The 18,902-nt window shown below is 41.3% G+C and carries 16 protein-coding genes; 1 reads left to right on the plus strand and 15 read right to left on the minus strand.

All coding sequences use genetic code 11. The annotated features are described in order from the left end of the window. Window positions 1–123: 123 nt before the first annotated feature. The 4 genes from CDO33_RS08985 to yneA all read right to left on the minus strand — a co-directional run bounded on the left by CDO33_RS08985 (window position 124) and on the right by yneA (window position 4,033). Window positions 124–2,379, minus strand: coding sequence for a stalk domain-containing protein (locus CDO33_RS08985; protein ID WP_103081064.1), 2,256 nt, complete (start codon window positions 2,377–2,379; stop codon window positions 124–126). Window positions 2,380–2,582: 203 nt separating this feature from the next. Further along, a complete protein-coding gene (locus tag CDO33_RS08990) occupies window positions 2,583–2,924 on the minus strand; it encodes a P-loop NTPase family protein (protein WP_103081065.1) in 342 nt (113 codons plus the stop codon). A gap of 495 nt (window positions 2,925–3,419) precedes the next feature. After that, window positions 3,420–3,635 (minus strand): hypothetical protein, encoded by a 216-nt coding sequence (locus CDO33_RS08995; protein ID WP_103081066.1) that lies wholly within the window; start codon window positions 3,633–3,635, stop codon window positions 3,420–3,422. Between the two features lie 110 nt (window positions 3,636–3,745). After that, on the minus strand, window positions 3,746–4,033 hold the full coding sequence (yneA, locus tag CDO33_RS09000) for a cell division suppressor protein YneA (RefSeq protein WP_103081067.1): 288 nt from the start codon (window positions 4,031–4,033) through the stop codon (window positions 3,746–3,748). Between the two features lie 274 nt (window positions 4,034–4,307). Here yneA and lexA point away from each other — a divergent pair, with 274 nt between their 5' ends. Continuing rightward, window positions 4,308–4,961 carry a transcriptional repressor LexA gene (gene lexA / locus CDO33_RS09005; protein ID WP_103081068.1) on the plus strand — a complete coding sequence of 218 codons (654 nt, stop codon included), beginning with the start codon at window positions 4,308–4,310 and terminating at the stop codon, window positions 4,959–4,961. 386 nt (window positions 4,962–5,347) lie between these two features. Here the strand turns inward: lexA and hfq are convergent, their stop codons facing one another. The 11 genes from hfq to sigE form a co-directional block, all read right to left on the minus strand. Then, the gene (gene hfq, locus CDO33_RS09010) at window positions 5,348–5,587 is read right to left on the minus strand and encodes an RNA chaperone Hfq (RefSeq protein ID WP_103081069.1); all 240 of its coding nucleotides are present in this window, start codon (window positions 5,585–5,587) and stop codon (window positions 5,348–5,350) included. 98 nt (window positions 5,588–5,685) lie between these two features. Beyond that, window positions 5,686–6,627 carry a tRNA (adenosine(37)-N6)-dimethylallyltransferase MiaA gene (miaA, locus tag CDO33_RS09015; protein WP_103081070.1) on the minus strand — a complete coding sequence of 314 codons (942 nt, stop codon included), beginning with the start codon at window positions 6,625–6,627 and terminating at the stop codon, window positions 5,686–5,688. 43 nt (window positions 6,628–6,670) lie between these two features. Beyond that, on the minus strand, window positions 6,671–9,289 hold the full coding sequence (mutL, locus tag CDO33_RS21250; RefSeq protein WP_242973877.1) for a DNA mismatch repair endonuclease MutL: 2,619 nt from the start codon (window positions 9,287–9,289) through the stop codon (window positions 6,671–6,673). 11 nt (window positions 9,290–9,300) lie between these two features. Next, window positions 9,301–11,925, minus strand: a complete 2,625-nt coding sequence (gene mutS / locus CDO33_RS09030) for a DNA mismatch repair protein MutS (protein WP_103081071.1) — start codon at window positions 11,923–11,925, stop codon at window positions 9,301–9,303. 18 nt (window positions 11,926–11,943) lie between these two features. After that, window positions 11,944–12,333 (minus strand): YlbF/YmcA family competence regulator, encoded by a 390-nt coding sequence (locus tag CDO33_RS09035; protein ID WP_103081072.1) that lies wholly within the window; start codon window positions 12,331–12,333, stop codon window positions 11,944–11,946. Between the two features lie 121 nt (window positions 12,334–12,454). Further along, window positions 12,455–13,900: a tRNA (N6-isopentenyl adenosine(37)-C2)-methylthiotransferase MiaB gene (gene miaB / locus CDO33_RS09040; RefSeq protein WP_103081073.1), complete on the minus strand. Its 1,446-nt coding sequence runs from the start codon at window positions 13,898–13,900 to the stop codon at window positions 12,455–12,457. Between the two features lie 424 nt (window positions 13,901–14,324). Further along, window positions 14,325–15,860 carry a YifB family Mg chelatase-like AAA ATPase gene (locus CDO33_RS09045; protein ID WP_103081074.1) on the minus strand — a complete coding sequence of 512 codons (1,536 nt, stop codon included), beginning with the start codon at window positions 15,858–15,860 and terminating at the stop codon, window positions 14,325–14,327. Window positions 15,861–16,115: 255 nt separating this feature from the next. Continuing rightward, window positions 16,116–16,583 carry a transcriptional regulator NrdR gene (gene nrdR, locus CDO33_RS09050; protein WP_103081075.1) on the minus strand — a complete coding sequence of 156 codons (468 nt, stop codon included), beginning with the start codon at window positions 16,581–16,583 and terminating at the stop codon, window positions 16,116–16,118. 113 nt (window positions 16,584–16,696) lie between these two features. After that, window positions 16,697–16,984 carry a YlmC/YmxH family sporulation protein gene (locus CDO33_RS09055; RefSeq protein WP_479690696.1) on the minus strand — a complete coding sequence of 96 codons (288 nt, stop codon included), beginning with the start codon at window positions 16,982–16,984 and terminating at the stop codon, window positions 16,697–16,699. A gap of 230 nt (window positions 16,985–17,214) precedes the next feature. After that, on the minus strand, window positions 17,215–17,988 hold the full coding sequence (gene sigG, locus CDO33_RS09060; RefSeq protein ID WP_103081077.1) for an RNA polymerase sporulation sigma factor SigG: 774 nt from the start codon (window positions 17,986–17,988) through the stop codon (window positions 17,215–17,217). 140 nt (window positions 17,989–18,128) lie between these two features. Next, window positions 18,129–18,860, minus strand: coding sequence for an RNA polymerase sporulation sigma factor SigE (sigE, locus tag CDO33_RS09065; RefSeq protein ID WP_103081078.1), 732 nt, complete (start codon window positions 18,858–18,860; stop codon window positions 18,129–18,131). Window positions 18,861–18,902: the final 42 nt, after the last annotated feature.

Below are 18,902 nucleotides of genomic sequence, written 5' to 3' on the forward strand. Positions count from 1 at the left end.
AGTTAATAGAGTACCTGTTTTGTTAGAAAAAAGTATACAAATTAATGTGTCAAGAAGCCATTTTGATAAAATAAACCAGCTCCGAAAGGAGCTGGTGTCAATATTTGTTCCTTCTTTCGACATTCAATGGGCCGAAACAGCAACATCTTTTTCAAAGGTGCTCTTTATAATAAATTGGGAACCGTCCCACACAAAATGCTGCTCTATGTACTTACCTTTTATGTTGTCGTAATAAGTATTTATAAACCCGCTTTTTGCAAATTTCTCAAACTCTGTCGTATATCTGCTTTTTCCTCCGCTGCTGAAAATTTCACCGGTTTTTACAGGCAGCAGCTCAATTCCGTCATCTTTAATGGTAAACAGCCTGTACACGTTGCCATTGCTTGAGGCATACTGACCCAGGGCAAAATCAAGATTTCCGTCATTATTATAATCATCAAACTGCAAAAGAAAGCTGCTGTTGAATACCAAGTCCTGGCCGCCAAAGGCTTCATTCAAGTCCAACTCCGATATTGTCTTTCCGGCTTCGTCAATGAGGGAAACGACGAATTTCCCCTGCCAGTTCCAGCCTTGAAATGGCCCGGCTTCTGTTTCCTCATACTGCTTGCCGTCCACCATCCTTACCACAATCTTTTCATCTTTTGAATCCTTATCATAATCCAAGGTATTTTCCGACACAATCCCATCCATATCCCTGAGGCTCTTTTTCAGTTCCATACCATAACGGGTATACCTATACTCAACCCTTTTATGATCAGTCATATCACCGGTCCTATAATAAGCTGAAAAACTTCCGTCTTCTTTATTAAAGAGCACGAAAGATGCATTTAACGCCTGATCAACATTTGCGGACATTAGCGTGTTTCCGTCCCATTCAAATATACAGGCTGTGGTGATTGTACCGGGAAGCTGTGTAATGATTTCTTTCACACCATCACCATCAATATCCATTTCCGCTGTAATGCCATCCACTGAGAGAAATGGCTTTGGAATGCCCTGCTCTATAATGAAGTATTCTGTCTTGGTTTCATAGCCGCTAAATGCCCCTTGAAACTTAACCATTGTTTTGTCAAAGAGGTCCAATGCCTCTGTGCAAACAAGGTCATCAGCAATGCTGTTTTTATCTGCTATGGCTCCCAGGTCATAATACTCTTTGCCTGCAAAACCCATATGAAGGTATTCATTATCGTCGGCCTTTTCATAAATGTACGCGCTTCCACCATCAACATACACACTATCCACCATATCGCCTATATGCCCTTTAATTTCCGTAGAAATTTTTTGCTCGTAGCCATCTTTGCCAAACTTTAAAGGTATGGCAGTAAGGAAGCTGAATTCAGGCTTTAGCATATCATTTAATGTTAATAAGGGAATGTCAAATTCAGGAATGCCGAAAACATAAGGAAAGTATTCATATGCCTGGAAGTAAACCACAACGGCATTGTTCGATAAATAGAAATCCTGATCGGCTTTTATAGCATCAAAGGGATTCAGCAGTGCATAGGTCATTCCCTTCTCTTCCATCTGCTTTTTCACTTCATCGCTGATATAGGATACATAATCAATGCCATCCTTAAATAAATCCTTTAAATCGCATTCCTCTCCTGTGTTCAGATCAAAGGTATAAGAGCTTTGAAGGGTATTGCCATGAGCGCCTCCGCTGTACAGGTAGGCGGAAAACACGATGCTCAACATGCCGTTCTGGTTGTATTTGACCTGGTAATTGAAATAGGTTTCAACCTTAATACCCCTTGCGATTTCATCCTGGCCTATGTATTTTGCAAATTCATATCCTTCTTTCTTTGCCTCTGCTGCAAGTTTTGAAAATAAGGAGTTTAACTTATGCTGCACTTCGGTGTTATCCAATCCTTTAATCTCCGGATATTGAATAGTAAGCTTCAAGGTTTGAGTTTCTTTTACTTCCTTCTTTGTATTGATTACAATAGGATTTTCCTTGACGCTGTGTATCCTTACATCGTTTTTAGCCTTATCCCATATTATTTTCAATCCCATATTATCGCTAAAAAAGTCCTGCCTCATGTAAGTCCTGCCGCCCACATGGGTGTATCCTCCCTGGATATAAGACTCATGGTCATCCACGGCAATTATATAATCCGAAAGGCGGATATTGATATTCCTTTCGGGCATGCGAATGATAATTTCTTGATTTTTTCCGGACCACAAGACCTCAAACCCCAGCTTTTCGGAAATAGCCCGCAGGGGCAAGAACAATTCCCCATCGATAACCTTTGCAGGCATTTCAATTGTTTCGCCGTTTACCGCAATCCTCAAGACATCCACATCGTCTGCCAAGACGACTGTACTTGCAGCCATACAGATTGTAAGAGCCAATAAAAAAACCAGTAATCTTTTACCCATTGTTACCACACCTTTTTAAGACATATTTTTACGCATAATAATTTTAGGCGTATTTAAAGAAGAAAAAGTTCCCTTTTTGAAAATGCAATTTCCTGATGAACCAGCTAAGAAATTTCAAAGGCAGTTCCATCTTCGAGTTCATATTCACCAAATCGGAATTTGCTTTCAACATGATGGCATCTTTTTTAGATATACTCACAAATCTAAAGCCAGTCAATGCCGTTTCTTTGCAAGGCATCCAGAGCAAAACTGCTGTGCTGGGGCTTCACCCTGCAAACCTTGTAATTTGGATAAAGCAGTTTGTCGTCCCCTTCTTCCACTCCCACAGCCAGTGAGATTAGCTTTGAACCCTGCTCCAGCAATTTATTCAAAATATCGCACTGATCCGCCAGAACGTGAATATGGGTCACCCACAGGCCTCTAACTCCCAGCAACTTTAGATAACAGATCAATTCCAGTGACATTGTCAATGAGTCCACTGAAGTACAGGACGTAAAAGGCTCATTGAATAGTACCAGTGTGTCGGAATTGATTCTATTAATCAATTCGGATAACTCCTTGAGCTCCCTTGACAATCTTCCATTATAGACTGGAATAGAAATCATCAGAATAAAGATGCTGAAAGATACTGTCTATTTGCAAATCCTTATATGCACTATACAACCATGATGGTTGGGCATTCATGTCTGTGTCTGTTTCATAAAATAAAATATCTATACCCATGATCAACACCAAATCTAATAAAATAAATTAACGGCTTTGGCAATCTATGTAATTTATGTTCAATTATATAACACTTTACTAATATGTCAATAATTTAAGGGATATGTCTTTAGGCTAGTGATTGAATTAACTTCCCTTTTTATTTTCACTTTTTAATGTTTTCTTTCTGGAATAATAAACAGCTTTCTATGATTTTGTCATAGAAAGTTGTATTCAAATCGGAGTTCATTGAACTGATAGCTGGTAAAGCCAGGCTAAACCCAGGTATTGAATGATAGTACTGAACTTGGCAGAACCTTATTTATCAGAACATCATGTCATTCTTTCTCTTTTTCATTATTATTGAAATTTTCTATCATTTCTTTTTCTTCTTGAATGTCCATGAACTCTTCCAAATAAACAGTTCTATATTCATCTATATCATCCAGGCATTTGCAACAGTTGTCGCACCTTTTCTCCGGGTCCAGGTCGCATATGTCGCATTCGCCACAATCAACGCATTCCCGGTCATACAACAAACATTCCTTGTTCATACTGATATACTCCTTTTTATTGCCATTATTAAGATAAATTATAACCGGTGGGAATGCATTAGTAAACATGGTAATTCAAAAAGTATGCAGCTGATTAAGCTTTCGTACTGCTAACTTCCGACAGGTATCAAAAGCTTGGAGCCTGCATATATGTTGCTGCCGGATAGATTGTTTATTTCTATTATTTTATGAATGTACTCTCTCAAATCTCCGCCTGTGCTGTATTTTTCGGCAATATTCCACAGGTTGTCCCCATGAAAAACGGTTATTTCCATATATGTAGGTTCCTTATATCCCTGTACGCTTGCGGCAAACAAGGTTGTAAGCATTATGAAGGTTATGAAGGAAATGAATAATATGAATCTCTTCTTGTTCTTCAATACATACCTTTTTCTCATAAAACCGCCTCCACAACAGAACATTTGTTCCTTTGTTAACTGAATTATATACGAACATTAGTTCTTTGTCAATAATTTGTGAAAAAAATTCGAACATTAGTTTGATTTTTGTAAAAAATATGTTATAATAAGGTAGAAAGAATGCCGAACCTGTAATTAAGCCAGGTGGTATGGCCTGCATCATTATCCGTGGGTCTGGTTACATATTGATTTACTATAAATTTTCTGGCTTATGAAAGGTTGCTATCAAATAATTCGAACTGAGGTGCAAACCATGCAAAAAGATAATAAGAGTCCGCTTAATGAAAAGCAGCGGAAAATACTTGAATTTCTTAGACAGCAAATAGATGAAAAAGGGTATCCTCCTTCAGTAAGGGAAATATGCAGCGCTATGGGTTATAAATCGACCTCTACTGTACATGGTTATATCGAGCAGCTGCAAAAAAACGGTTATCTTCAGAAAGATCCTACAAAGCCCAGAGCGTTGAAGATTATATCCAATAACAAGGAAACGGAAGTTAGAAAAGAAGGCGAGTATTATTCCAAAAAAGAGCTGGTGGATGTGCCTATAGTCGGCAAGGTTACAGCAGGACAGCCCATTCTCGCTGTTGAGAATATAGAAGACACCTTTCCAATCCCGGTGGATTTCGTACAGAATTCTACGGCATTTATGCTGAGGGTTCAGGGAGATAGTATGGTGGAAGCAGGCATATTAGACAAGGATTATGTGCTTGTTAAGCAGCAGTCAGTGGCATCCAACGGCGATATTGTTGTTGCTTTGATTGGAGATGAGGCGACGGTTAAAACCTTCTACAAAGAAAAGGATTATATCAGGCTTCAGCCGCAGAACAAATATTACGACCCCATTATCGTCAAAGAGGGCGTGTCAATTCTCGGGAAAGTGATTGGTGTTTTCAGAAAGCTGTGATTCAATAAGCTTTATAGCTTATTTCTGATACGATATTGCGATATTATGCGGATTAAAGTACAGACTTAAGGCAAGGGACGGAATTGCAGTGCTTTAATCCAAGGCTTCTTGTGTAAATGTAAAGATTTAAATGACATATAGAGATTTTAAGAATAAACTAAAGAGAGTATCAAGCAGATTAATGGATTGGATAACACCGAAGTGCAGCATAAGCTCAATTTCTTATTTTCAAAGCTTACAGCAGATGCATGGAAAACTATATAGCAGAACAATCAATGACAGCATAATAAAATAGGGCCTAATAATATGGACCCTATTTTATCATGCACAGGTAAAACTTCTGAAATGGATATATCAATTATATTGCCCATAAAAATAAATATATTTTATTCTTTGTTATCGTTGAAAATCAAATTTACCATTTTCATCGGGCTTACAGTTGATATGGCATGTTTATAAACAAGCTGCTGCTTTCCTTCGCTATCCAAAACTACAGTAAAGTTGTCAAATCCTTTTACCATGCCTTTCAATTGAAAGCCGTTGGTAAGATAGATTGTAACGGGAATATGATCCTTTCTTACCTGATTCAGGAAAACATCTTGCAAATTAATACTATTCTTAACCACAATAATCCTCCTCTGTTTTCTGCGCTTGCATAAATATTGACACATTGTATATTAAATATATAATGAGCAATGTTTTGGTTCATCATTTTAATATTATTCTATAGGAAAATTCCAAATGTTGCAAGATAATCTTTGACATTTTCCAATAATTCTAAATGTCCGTCCAGCTTGTCGACGTCAATCCAATGGACATCAGGTATTTTTTTGAACCATGTCATCTGCCTTTTGGCATAATGTCGGGTATCCCTTTTAATAATATAAATTGCTTCGTCCAGTGAAATCTCTCCTCTTAGGTAGGAGAGGATTTCTTTGTATCCAATACCTTGCATCGCCACGGCGTTTTTGTCGTATCCCAGTTCTACCAATCTTTTGACTTCATCCACCAGGCCCTTTTCCATCATCAGGTCGACCCTCTTATTGATCCTGTCGTAAAGAATTTCCCTTTCCATTCTCAATCCAATCAGTATATATTCATATTTTACAGCCTGGGTTCTGGATAACTCCTGATGATAAGATATGGGCTTTTTGGTTTGTTCGTAAACTTCTATGGCTCTGATAACCCTCTTTACATTATTTTCGTGGATTTTTTCCGCTGCCTTCGGATCGATTTTCTTTAGTATATCATGAAGGTAACGATTGCCTTTTTCTTCGGCTTCCTTCCATAGCCTTTCCCTCAACTCCTGATTGCTTTCCGTTTCCGAAAAATTTATGTTATATATCAAGGAGTTGATGTAAAGCCCTGTGCCTCCTGCTATAATGGGAATTTTTCCCCTTTTTAATATTTCCTCAATATATTTTTCTGCCAGATCTTTAAATTTCACAACATTGAATTCTTCATCAGGATATATTTCATCAATGAGATAATGCTTTATACCCTGCCTTTCTTCCATATCCGGCTTAGCTGTTCCGATATCCATGTATCTGTATACCTGCATTGAATCTGCAGATATGATTTCAGTATCCAGCTTTTTAGCCAGATCAATTGACAAATTTGTCTTACCGGAAGCGGTAGGTCCCAAAATGACTATCACCTTATCCATAATCCACCCCACAGTTGCTTCTTTAACTATATCCGTTCTTCATTTATACGATTCTTTTAAACATCTTTTCCAGTTCATATTTAGTAAGCCGTACAATTGTTGGACGTCCATGGGGGCAAGTATATGGATTTTCCAGTTTGTCCAAATCCTCCAGTATTTTTCTTATTTCCATCTCGTCCAGCCGCTTGTTTGCTTTTACTGCAGCCTTACAAGCCATGGTGTATATCGCGTCGTCGGCGATTTTTCTGTAGTTGTCCTTGCCGGCCTTGGTTACACTGTCCACAACATCCAAAAAAACGCTTTTTACAGGCTCATCAATGCATGCAAAGGGCACGGATCTCAGTATAATGGAATTATTGCCAAAATCCTCATAAATAAAACCCAGTTTATTGAAAAATTCTCTTTCTTCCTGCAGTAGCTTTAGCTCCTGATTGGTAACTTCTATAACAATGGGAGCTAGCAGCTCCTGGGATAGAGATTCGTTATCCATAAACTTTTTCTTCATCGCTTCATAAGTTATACGCTCATGGGCGGCATGCTGGTCTATAAGCATCAGCTCGTCCTTATGCTGCAAAATGATATAGGTTGAGAAAGCCTGACCAACCAACGTACACTCGCTTAAAGACATTTCAGCTTCAGGAGTCTTTTCACCATAACGGGATGACACCTCGCGGAAGGTTTCAGCATCGGAGCTTTGAAATTTAACATCCTCGTCTATGGCAAGGGATGCTTTTTCTTCATATCCTGCTTTGGCTTTTCCTATTCCGGTTTCGTTTGTCAAGGTCAAGTCTTCTTCAAATTCGTCTTCTCCGGTTGCGCTTGGAACACTTTCTACTGCTCCATGTTTTATTGATCCAGCTTCGCTTGCAGTAAATTCATTTATATCGATTTTTTGCGCTTCCCTTTCGTATGCTGTAATACCTCTTGCATTGAATCTTTCTGTTTCACCCTTGAATGCAGAAACATCTCTTGTACCGGATTCTCCTGCTTCACCTTTGTACGCTGTAATATCTCCTACATTGGACTTATCTGCTTCGCCTTTATATGCTGTAATATCTCCTACATTGGACTTATCTGCTTCGCTTTTATATGCTGTAATATCTCCTACATTGGACTTATCTGCTTCGTCTTTATATGCAGTAATATCTCTTACATCCGGTTTATCTGCTTCAACTTTGTATGCTGTAATATCCCTTCCATCGGATTTATCTGCTCCGTCTTTGAATGCTGTAACTTCCCTTGCATCGATTTTCGTTGTTTCATCTTTGCAATCTGTAATTTCCCTTTCGTCGATTTCTTCTTCAGCTTTGCTTGGGAAATTATATTTTTCTCCGGGTGACTCCATCCAGGCGTTGCTTGCTGTAGTGTCTTTTGTCGAAGTTTTTTGTGCTCCGGTTATGTTTGAGAAGCTTTCTCTCGCTGCGGCTCTTCCTGTTCCGCTTTCCCATGCCAGAGCTTCTCCTGCTATATAATTTGCTCCTTTTGTGCCCTCTATTTCATGCCGCTTTGCTTCCTCTGTCCTGGCTTCTTTTGTCCCGGTTTTTTTCTTATCCAACACCGGATTTATCCCGGAATATATATCCTGCTGCAAAAAGTCCCCATTGGCCTTTTCAAAGCCGTCGAACTTGAATATATTGCTATCCTTGCTTTCCAGGCGCACCGTCCTTATGAGGGATGTACCCAGAAGAGCGTTGTTTACTGCATGGTAAACGATTCTAAAAATCTTTTGCTCTTCGGAAAACCTCACTTCCATTTTTGTCGGATGGACGTTTATGTCAATCAGAAGGGGATTCAATTCAATATTTAACACAATAAAAGCAAACTTGTTTTTCATCAAAAGCGTTTTATAAGCTTCGTCGATGGCCGAGCTTACCAGCTTGCTTTTTATATACCTTCCATTGACAAATATAGTCTGATGGCTTCTTGTACCTCTTGCAATTTCTGGCTTTCCTGCATATCCGGTAACCCTTATGCCGCTTTCTTCATAATCGATCCTGACCACCTGCCGGGCAACCTCTTTGCCATATACGCTGAAAATAGTGCTTAACAGGTCATTATTGCCAGGGGTATGAAGAACCTGGGAATGATTGCTAACCAATCTGAAGGAAATGTGAGGATTGGCAAGAGCTATCCTGCTTACCAGATCAGACACATATCCGGCTTCGGTGCTGTCCTTTTTCAAAAACTTAAACCTGGCAGGAGTATTGTAAAACAAGTCTCTGACTATAAAGGTAGTCCCTACGGGACAGCCGGTTTGTCTCACATCCTGTACGGTTCCGCCCTGGATTTTTATATAGGTTCCGTGAGGTTTTTCCCTAACTCTCGTTGACACTTCAACGGTTGAAACGGCTGCAATGCTTGCCAGGGCTTCGCCTCTAAAGCCCATGGTTATAATCGACTCCAGGTCGTCAGCATGCCTTATCTTGCTGGTTGCGTGCCTCTCGAAAGCAATTTCAAGATCATCCTCTTCTATGCCTGAACCGTTGTCAACTACCTTGATATAGCTTATCCCGCCGTTTTTGATCTCTATGGAAATGCTTTCAGCTCCTGCGTCTATGGAATTTTCCACCAGTTCCTTTACCACCGATGCAGGTCTTTCCACCACTTCTCCTGCAGCTATTTTATTTGCCGTGTTTTCGTCAAGAATTATTACCTTGCCCATCCTTTTCCTTTCTAAGGCTTTCTAGCCTTCTGCTGAAGCTTATAGAGTATATTCAAAGCATCGAGAGGTGTCAGCGTGGTTATATCGATATTTTTTATTTCCTCCAGCACCTCATTTTCCTGCTTTGACTCGCTGCCTAAAACAGCAAACAGGTCTATCTGTCCTTCCAACGGAACTTTCATCTTTTTGAGCTTTTTTTCCTTCTTGCTGATATCGCTGTCTTCCAGCTCGTTCAATATTTCTTTGGCCCTGTCGATGATTTCCTGGGGCAATCCTGCCAGCCTTGCCACCTGTATCCCATAGCTGCCGTCTGCTCCGCCCCGGGTGATCTTTCTGAGGAAAATTATATCTTCCCCTTTTTCCTTTACGGAAATGCAGTAGTTTTTTATGCCCGTCAGTTTTCCCTCCAGTTCCGTAAGCTCATGATAATGGGTGGCAAAAAGCGTTCTGCAGCCGATTTTATTTTTGTCGCATATGTATTCGATAACTGCCCAGGCTATGCTCAAACCATCGAAGGTGCTTGTCCCTCTGCCAATCTCGTCCAATATGAGAAGGCTTCTTGGTGTGGCATTGGCAAGTATGTTGGACACTTCCGACATTTCCACCATAAAAGTGCTCTGCCCTGCAGCAAGGTCATCAGAAGCTCCGACCCTCGTGAAAATTCTGTCGGTGATTCCGATTTTTGCGCTGCCTGCCGGCACAAAGCTCCCTATCTGTGCCATTAGGACTATTAAAGCTGTCTGGCGCATGTATGTGGATTTTCCGGCCATGTTGGGCCCGGTAATGACAGCCAGCCGGTTATCCTTCATATCCAGAAAGGTATCATTGGGAACAAAGCTGCCCTGCCCAAGCATTTTTTCCACTACCGGATGCCGGCCGTCTCTTATATCTATCTCCTCATCGGCATCCACCACGGGTCTGCAGTAATTTTCGCTGTCTGCCACTTCTGCCAGGGAACAAAGTGCGTCTGCTTCTGCGATACCCTCTGCTGTACTTTTTATTCGTGCGACTTCCTGAGCAATCTTCCCTTTTATCTCCAGGAATATCTGGTATTCCAGATCTACGATCTTGCTTTCGGCTCCCAGAATGCTGTCTTCCATCTCTTTCAGTTCCTGGGTGATGTACCTTTCGCAATTGGCCAAGGTCTGCTTTCTGATATAGTTGTCCGGGACCAGCGAAAGGTTGGATTTGGTGACTTCAATATAATAGCCAAAAACCTTATTGAATCCAACCTTCAAATTTTTGATGCCGGTTTTTTCCCTTTCGGAGCTTTCCAAAGCCACCACCCAGTCCTTGCCTTCTGTGGTTGCCTTTCTGAGCCTGTCCACTTCAGGGTTGTAGCCAGGCTTTATTATTCCTCCCTCTTTTATCGTTATGGGAGGATCATCTATTATTGAGCTGTCGATCAGTTCATAAACATCTTCCAGAGTATCCATCCGCTCAAAGATTTTAACATTGAGGGGCATCGTGCAATCTTTCAGAATGTTCTTTATATGAGGAACCTGGCCTATGGAATTTTTGAGAGCCACAAGATCCCTGCAGTTAACATTGCCCAGGATTATCTTGCCCATCAGCCTTTCTATGTCATATACCCGCTTTAAAAGCTCCCTGAGCTCCATTCGCAGCATGAACTTCTGCTTAAGCTCATCAACAGCGTCCAGCCTCTCATTGATGTCGGCAATATTTATAAGGGGCTGTTCAATCCATTTCCTGAGCAGCCTTCCGCCCATGGAGGTCACGGTTTTATCCAGAACCCACAGCAAGGTGCCCCTTCTGCTCTTTTCCCGCATGGTTTCCGTAAGCTCCAGATTCCTTCTGGTGGACGCGTCCAGAATCATGAACTCCTCGATCTTATATGCATTCAAAGACTGTATATGATCGAGATTGACCTTTTGAGTCTGCTCCAAATACTCCAACAGCGCTCCGACGGCATTAACCGACAGGTTGTATTCCATATTAAGTATTTCACAGTCGCCAAACTTGTCTTTTATCTTGCTGGCAGCAAACCCATATTCAAAATAGCTGTCATCAAATGCTGATATATAAAAATTGAACCTTTTTCGTATGTTTGTCAGCAAAGTCTCATCCTGAAAAAATTCACTGTTTACGATTATCTCCGACGGAGAGAACTTTGCCAGCTCATCCGTCAGCTTGCCTATAGTGTTTCCCCAGTTGATCTGGGTTGCCAGAAACTCCCCGGTGGTAATATCCACAATGGCCAGGCTGAAATAGTATTTATACTTATATACCGAAACAAGGTAATTGTTCTTTTTCTCATCCAGCATGGAAGAGTCTATGACGGTACCCGGGGTCACTATCCGTATCACGTCCCTCTTCACTATGCCCTTGGCCAGTGCCGGATCTTCCAGCTGTTCACAAATAGCGACCTTGTAGCCTTTGTTTATCAATTTTGATATATAGGAATCCGCAGCGTGATAAGGCACGCCGCACATGGGTGCCCTTTCAGGAAGCCCGCAGTCCTTTCCTGTGAGGGTGATTTCCAGCTCTTTGGATGCAATCTCCGCATCCTTGAAAAACATCTCATAGAAATCGCCAAGCCTGAAAAACAATATGCAGTCCTTATACTGTTCCTTTATATCAAGATACTGCTGCATCATTGGTGTTACTGACGCCATCTGAAATTCCTCCTGTCGCTACGCATGGCTGCCACAACCGCCGCAGGAACCGCATTTGCTGTCAGAGCATGGTTCTTCCCCTGTAATTGTGAATAATATGACATCATTGATGGTTTTCATCAGCTTGTCAAAATTCTCTTTAGCTTTCAGGAAATCGGCTGTTATGCTGTAATTTCTGATCTCTTCCTGCTTTGCTGCCAGTATGTTCTTGAGTTGTTCATGAGTACTGGTAAATTCACCATTTTGTGCAGCTCTTATAAGCTCGTCCTGAATCATTTTTTGCTCTCTCAAAAGCCTGTCGGCCTTTTTATCATTAATAACGCGCTCCTCGCACCGCCTCAAAGTTGCCATTTCCTCGGACAAAGCAATCAGCTCGCCCAGTTCCTTTGCTTTTGAAATTATATCCATAAAAATGCACCTCAATAACTAATTTTTTCATGTATATGTCTGAGCAATTATTATAACATATTTTTCATTTTACCAGCCAAATAACCAAAGAATAAGTTTTGGCTAAAACAAACCGCTGTCCTTATTTCTCTATCAGGGTGCCAAAAAGGGACCAGGTTTGAACCTGTTCAATGCGCACGGTCACCAGCTTGCCGATGAGCTCTTCACGCCCTTTGAAATGTACAATTTTATCGGTGCTTGTCCTTCCGGTATAGGTCTCATCGTTGTTTTTGCTTAAACCTTCCACAAGGATTTCCACTTCTTTACCCATATATCCGTCATTTATCTCCCTGCTTATACGGTTTTGCACTTCCAGCAGCCTGTCAAACCTTCTCTTTTTTACTTCCTCCGGTACCTGATCCTCACGTTTTGCTGCTGGGGTTCCTGTTCTTTTGGAGTACAGGAAAGTATAGGCCGAGTCAAAGCGGACTTTTTCCAGCACATCGATGGTGTCATTGAAATCTTCCTCCGTCTCTCCGGGGAAGCCCACAATTATATCGGTGGTTAGAGCTATACCAGGAACCGCATTTTTTATTCTGGCTGCAAGGTCGAGATACTGCTCCTTTGTATATTTTCTGTTCATTTCCTTTAATACCTTGGTGCTCCCAGCCTGAACAGGAAGATGCAGGTGTCGGCATACCTTTTTACAGTCCCTCATGGCCTGGATGAGCTCATCGGAAAGATCCTTCGGATGGGATGTCATAAAACGCACCCTTTCAATGCCTTCGATCTTATCTATCTCATACAGCAGCTTGGCAAAAGAAGTGCCATCCTTCATATCCTTTCCGTAGGAGTTTACGTTCTGGCCGAGAAGGGCAATTTCCTTGTAGCCCTGTTGTCCTAACATCCTGACTTCATTAATAATATCCTCCATACTTCTGCTGCGTTCCCGGCCTCTTACATACGGCACTATGCAGTAAGAGCAAAAGTTGTTGCATCCGTACATTATTGTAACCCAGGCCTTTACCCCGTTTTTTCGCTCAATAGGCATACCTTCGGCTATTGTTCCGGCAGTCTCCCAGACTTCCACCAGCGGAGAGTTGGAGCTGATCGCAGTATATAGCAATTCCGGAAATTTAAAGAGGTTATGGGTGCCGAATATCAGGTCAACATGCCTGTATTTCTTCCTTATATGCTCGACCACTTCCGGCTGCTGCATCATACAGCCGCATACCGCAATAATTAGTTCCGGCTTTTCCTCTTTAAGGTGCTTCAAGGCCCCTAAATGCCCGTATACCTTTAATTCGGCATTTTCTCTTACACAGCAGGTGTTGTATATTATGACATCGCTGTCATTGATGTTTTCCGTTTCAGCATACCCCATCTCCCCAAGGAAGCCGGCAAGCCTTTCGGAGTCGTTCTCGTTCATCTGGCATCCAAAGGTGACCAGATGATACAGCTTTTTTCTTCCGGTCTTCAGTTCCTTCTGGTAGTTGATCTGTTTTACTTCCTCCAAAAACTGGCGCTGTCTTGTAATCTCTTCTGTCGAAACCTGTATGTTTTTTCTTTCTTCTATTCTTAAGCTCATTATTTCCTCCAAACTAATTGAAAACTGATTTTCACAATCCATGACCTGGATTTGTGATTAGTAATAATCATAAAATATCAATAATTTGCTGCCCAAGCAAAAGTAAATACTGGCAGCTATATTTGAAATAAGCCTTTGTTTAGGGCATACATCATATATTATAGCATAAAATTAAAATAATCCCTTCTATTTATTTGTCAAAAAAATTTTGTATGAAAAGATTATTAACTGAAACTACTCTCATGTATTCAAATAGCCATACTTATATGATGCTGATGTCAAGATGAGGATGATTACTCCACTACTCCGAGGATAATTGCACAGGTAGAAAATTCTTTTGATAATGAAGTAACAACAAAAAGCAGGATTAAAGAAGGATTTGAATATACCATTGATCCATTCTACTAGCAGCTATGTCCCTACATCAATGGTTTCTGAACATCCTGTCAAGGCTCCTGTACTGAATCGCTTCAGCCAGATGGCGTGCTTTTATGTCTTCACTTTCATCCATATCGGCGATGGTGCGGGCAACTTTTAGTATCCTTCCGTGGGCTCTGGCACTAAGACCCAGCTTATCAAAGGCATTGCGTAAGAGTGCTTTCCCTTCGCTGTCGAGCTTGCAGAATTTATTAAGCATTGCCGGCTGGAGCTGGGAATTGGAAAAGATGTTAAGACCTTTATATCTTTCCAGCTGAATTTTCCTGGTCCTGTTAACCCTTTCCCGGATTGCGCTTGATTTTTCCCCTTCGGTGGAGCTTTCCAAATCACTGTACTTTACCGAAGCGACTTCAATCTGTATGTCTATCCTGTCCAGGAGGGGCCCCGACAGCTTCCCCAAGTACTGATGTATCTGCCTTGGGGTGCAGGTGCATTGCTTTGATATATCCAGGAGATTTCCGCATTTACAGGGATTGGCAGCGCAAATGAGAGTGGTCTTTGCCGGATATGTAAGGCTTGAGTTAATTCTGGATATGGTCACATAGCCATCCTCCAGCGGCTGCCTCAATACTTCCAGAGCGTCCCTGCTAAACTCGGGAAGCTCGTCCAGAAAAAGAACACCATAATGGGCAAGGCTTATCTCACCGGGCCTTGGAGTTTTACCTCCACCTATCAGGCTTATGTCCGATATGGTGTGGTGTGGACTGCGGAAAGGCCGTGTGGTGATCAAAGATGTGTTGGGAGGCAGCAAGCCAGCAATGCTGTAGACTTTGGTGACCTCCAGGGCTTCTTCAAAGGTCATCGACGGCAGTATGGAAGGGAGCCTCTTGGCGATCATGGATTTGCCAGAACCCGGGCTTCCAATCATCAGGCAGTTATGGGCACCGGAAGCAGCCACCTCTAATGCCCTTTTGACGTTTTCCTGTCCCTTTACATCCGCAAAATCCAGGTCATACACATGTCTGTTGTTAAAAATACTGTCAATGTCAATTATATATCTTTCTATCAATGCTTTACCTTTAAGATGATTGATAACTTCCGACAGATGCTTTGCCGGCAGGACCTTTAACTCCTTGACCACAGCAGCTTCATTGGCATTTTCCTTAGGGAGCACAAGAAATTCTATCCCTTCATCTCTTGCTGCCAGAGCCATGGACAGAATGCCTGTTACCGGCTTTATTTCACCATCCAGGGATAGCTCCCCGATGAACATATACCTGTCCAAATCACAAACGGAGATTTGCTCTGTAGCTGATAAAATGCCAAGAGCTATGGATAAGTCGTAGGACGAACCTTCCTTTCTGAAATTCGCGGGTGAAAGATTTATCGTTATCCTTCTTGCAGGGAACTCGAAACCTGTGTTTTTTATTGCGGCCCTTACCCTTTCTTTGGATTCCCTTACGGCCGCATCACCTAGGCCGACTATGTCAAAAGCCGGTATGCCGTTGCTGATATCCGTTTCTACTTTCACAATGTAACCGTCAATGCCGGTAAGACCACAGCTATTTATTTTCGCCAGCATAGAAAATTACCTCTTGCTAAATAATAAATCTTCTGTGCTGCCGATTTTAAGAAGCACAATTTAAAGGCTTTGAAAGATGGATTCCACCTCATTTTAAAAATCTCAACCAAGCATCATTCTCAATCCGCAGCACAATGTTTGCATTGATTTTGGTATAAAGTATTTTTGATATTATGTAACAACATAATAATACAATAAATTTTAAGAAGTGTATACATTTTTTAGCAAAATTCTTTGTATTTTGCTAAGTGAGGCTTATTTTTCCATGCTGTTGTCTTTCAATAGCTTTTTAAGCTCGTCCATGAAGGTGTTGACATCTTTAAACTGTCTGTAAACAGACGCAAACCTAACATATGCTACTTCATCGAGGTCTTTTAACTTGGCCATGACCATTTCTCCGATGGCCTGGGATGTTATCTCCCGCTGAAGCGAGTTATACGCCTGGCTTTCTATTTCGTCCACCAGACGTTCCAGATCTTCCGATGAGACAGGCCGTTTTTCACAGGCGCGCATAATGCCGTTTAAAAGCTTATTCCGGTCAAAAGCCTGCCGTGTTTTATCTTTCTTTATGACCATGATAGGAAGGTTTTCTACTTTTTCATAGGTGGTAAACCTCTTAAGGCATTTCGAACACTCTCTTCTCCTTCTTATTGCCGTGCCTTCATCAGTAGGTCTTGAATCTATAACCTTATCATCTTCATAGCCACAGTAAGGACATTTCATCTTTACATCCTCCAGTATAAATTATAAAAGGAAGGTGATGCTGCTTTGCCGTTCGATCAAAACAACATGCCAGGACATTATACCTTTAAACAATTTTATACCAATTTTTCATATCAGTCAAAGTATTTGCGCATAAATCTCTCATCCATATCGACAAAAATTATGTCATCGCCTATTTTACTGATATGATCCCAGGGAATGACAACTTCATCATCCTTGCCTATCATTTTAAAAATCCTTCCCGGGCCAGGTATAATTATGGCTTCAAGCCTGCCATCCTCCATATTGATTTCCACATCACTGACAAAGCCCAGTCTTCTTCCATCGTGAAGATTTATTACTTCCTTTTTCTTTAGATCCGATGTCCGGCACATGCTAATACCGCCCCTTTTCCTCATCATATCACCATAAAAAGTGCAGTTCACGATCAGACGCTTCTAAAGCGTACTGCACGAAATCATGGATAACGACAAAATTACCCTGCGACAACTAAAAGAATCCTTAAGCCAATTCCGTCATGCCTCATGGGCGATGAAGGAATAGCTTAAGCCTAGTTAATCCTTACAGTGCGCTATCGATATAAATATATGTCTATTGGCCGGAGTATATGAAAAAAACACCTTTCGGTGTTTTATATATATTTCTTCATGTGAAGGAGAGCTGTTTTTTCCAGTCTGGAGACCTGGGCCTGGGAGATTCCTATCTCTTCGGCGACCTCCATCTGGGTCTTACCTTCGAAGAACCGAAGGTTCAGTATTAATTTTTCTCTGTCATTCAGCTTTCTCATCGCTTCCTTTAACGCGATCCCTTCTAACCAGTTCTCATCAAGGTTTTTTTCGTCCTTAACCTGATCCATTACATATATGGCATCTCCGCCGTCATGATATACTGATTCGAACAAGGATATGGGGTCCTGGATCGCGTCCAATGCAAATACCACATCCTCTTGTGAAATTTTCAGTTCTTCAGCAATTTCACTTATCGTAGGTTCTTTTGAATTCTTGTTTGTCAGATATTCTTTAGCCTGAAGGGCTTTATATGCAATATCCCTTAGAGATCTGCTGACGCGGATGGAATTGTTGTCTCTAAGATAACGTCTGATTTCACCAATGATCATGGGAACGGCATAAGTGGAAAACTTTACATTCTGGTTTACGTCAAAATTATCGATGGCTTTGATCAGACCTATACAGCCAACCTGGAATAGGTCATCCACATATTCTCCTCTATTATTAAATCTTTGTATAACACTCAAAACAAGTCGAAGGTTTCCTCTTATGAACTCCTCTCTTGCTGTGCTGTCTCCATTGTGCATCCTCTCAAAGAGAGCTTTTTTTTGCTCATTTGTTAATACAGGCAGCTTTGATGTGTTTACACCACAAATTTCAACTTTATTGATCAGCATAGAAAAAACCTCCCGGCTACTAATTTCAGTCAGTATCATTATTGCCATGGAGGTCATTTTTATACTGGAAACGGGTGCAAAAAATTTTTGCAAAAGGCCTTGACAAGCCTTGAAATAGAGATGTTTGCGGCTTTTGCACGTCAAGTCATCCGGTTTATTTCTTTCTTAAGCCTGTTAATGATCCTCTTTTCCAGCCTGGAAATATATGACTGGGAAATACCCAGCATATCAGCCACTTCTTTTTGAGTTTTTTCCACTCCGTTTACTAGGCCGAACCTCAGTTCCATTATCTTTTTCTCACGCATGGAGAGCTTTTTCATAGCGGCATCCAGCAGCTCCTTATCCACCTCATCTTCGATGCTCCTGTAAATGAGGTCGCTGTCGGTTCCCAATATGTCCGAGAGAAGCAGTTCGTTTCCATCCCAGTCGATATTCAGAGGTTCATCTATGGATACCTCGGTCTTAAGCCTGTTGTTGCGCCTCAGATACATGAGAATTTCATTTTCTATGCATCGGGATGCGTATGTAGCCAATTTTATATTCTTAGAAGGATTAAAGGTGTTTATAGCCTTGATCAATCCTATCGTTCCAATGGATATGAGGTCTTCCACTCCCACCCCGGTGTTTTCAAACTTTCGGGCGATATATACCACCAGCCTCAGGTTTCGTTCTATCAGGATGGATTTGACGGCAAAATCCCTTTTTTCCAGCTTGCCCAGTAAATAGTTTTCTTCGTCAATGCTGAGAGGAGGAGGTAGTGCCTCGCTGCCTCCGATATAGAACAAGGATGAATCCGTCCTTATATTAAACTTTCTTAATAATTCGATATAGCGCAATTGGACAGCTAATCTCAATTTATTGATGATTTGCATTTCGATATCCCCTTTCATGTTCACTTCTATATCCAATGTATA

This window comes from Clostridium thermosuccinogenes, assembly GCF_002896855.1.
Lineage (GTDB): Bacteria > Bacillota > Clostridia > Acetivibrionales > DSM-5807 > Pseudoclostridium > Pseudoclostridium thermosuccinogenes.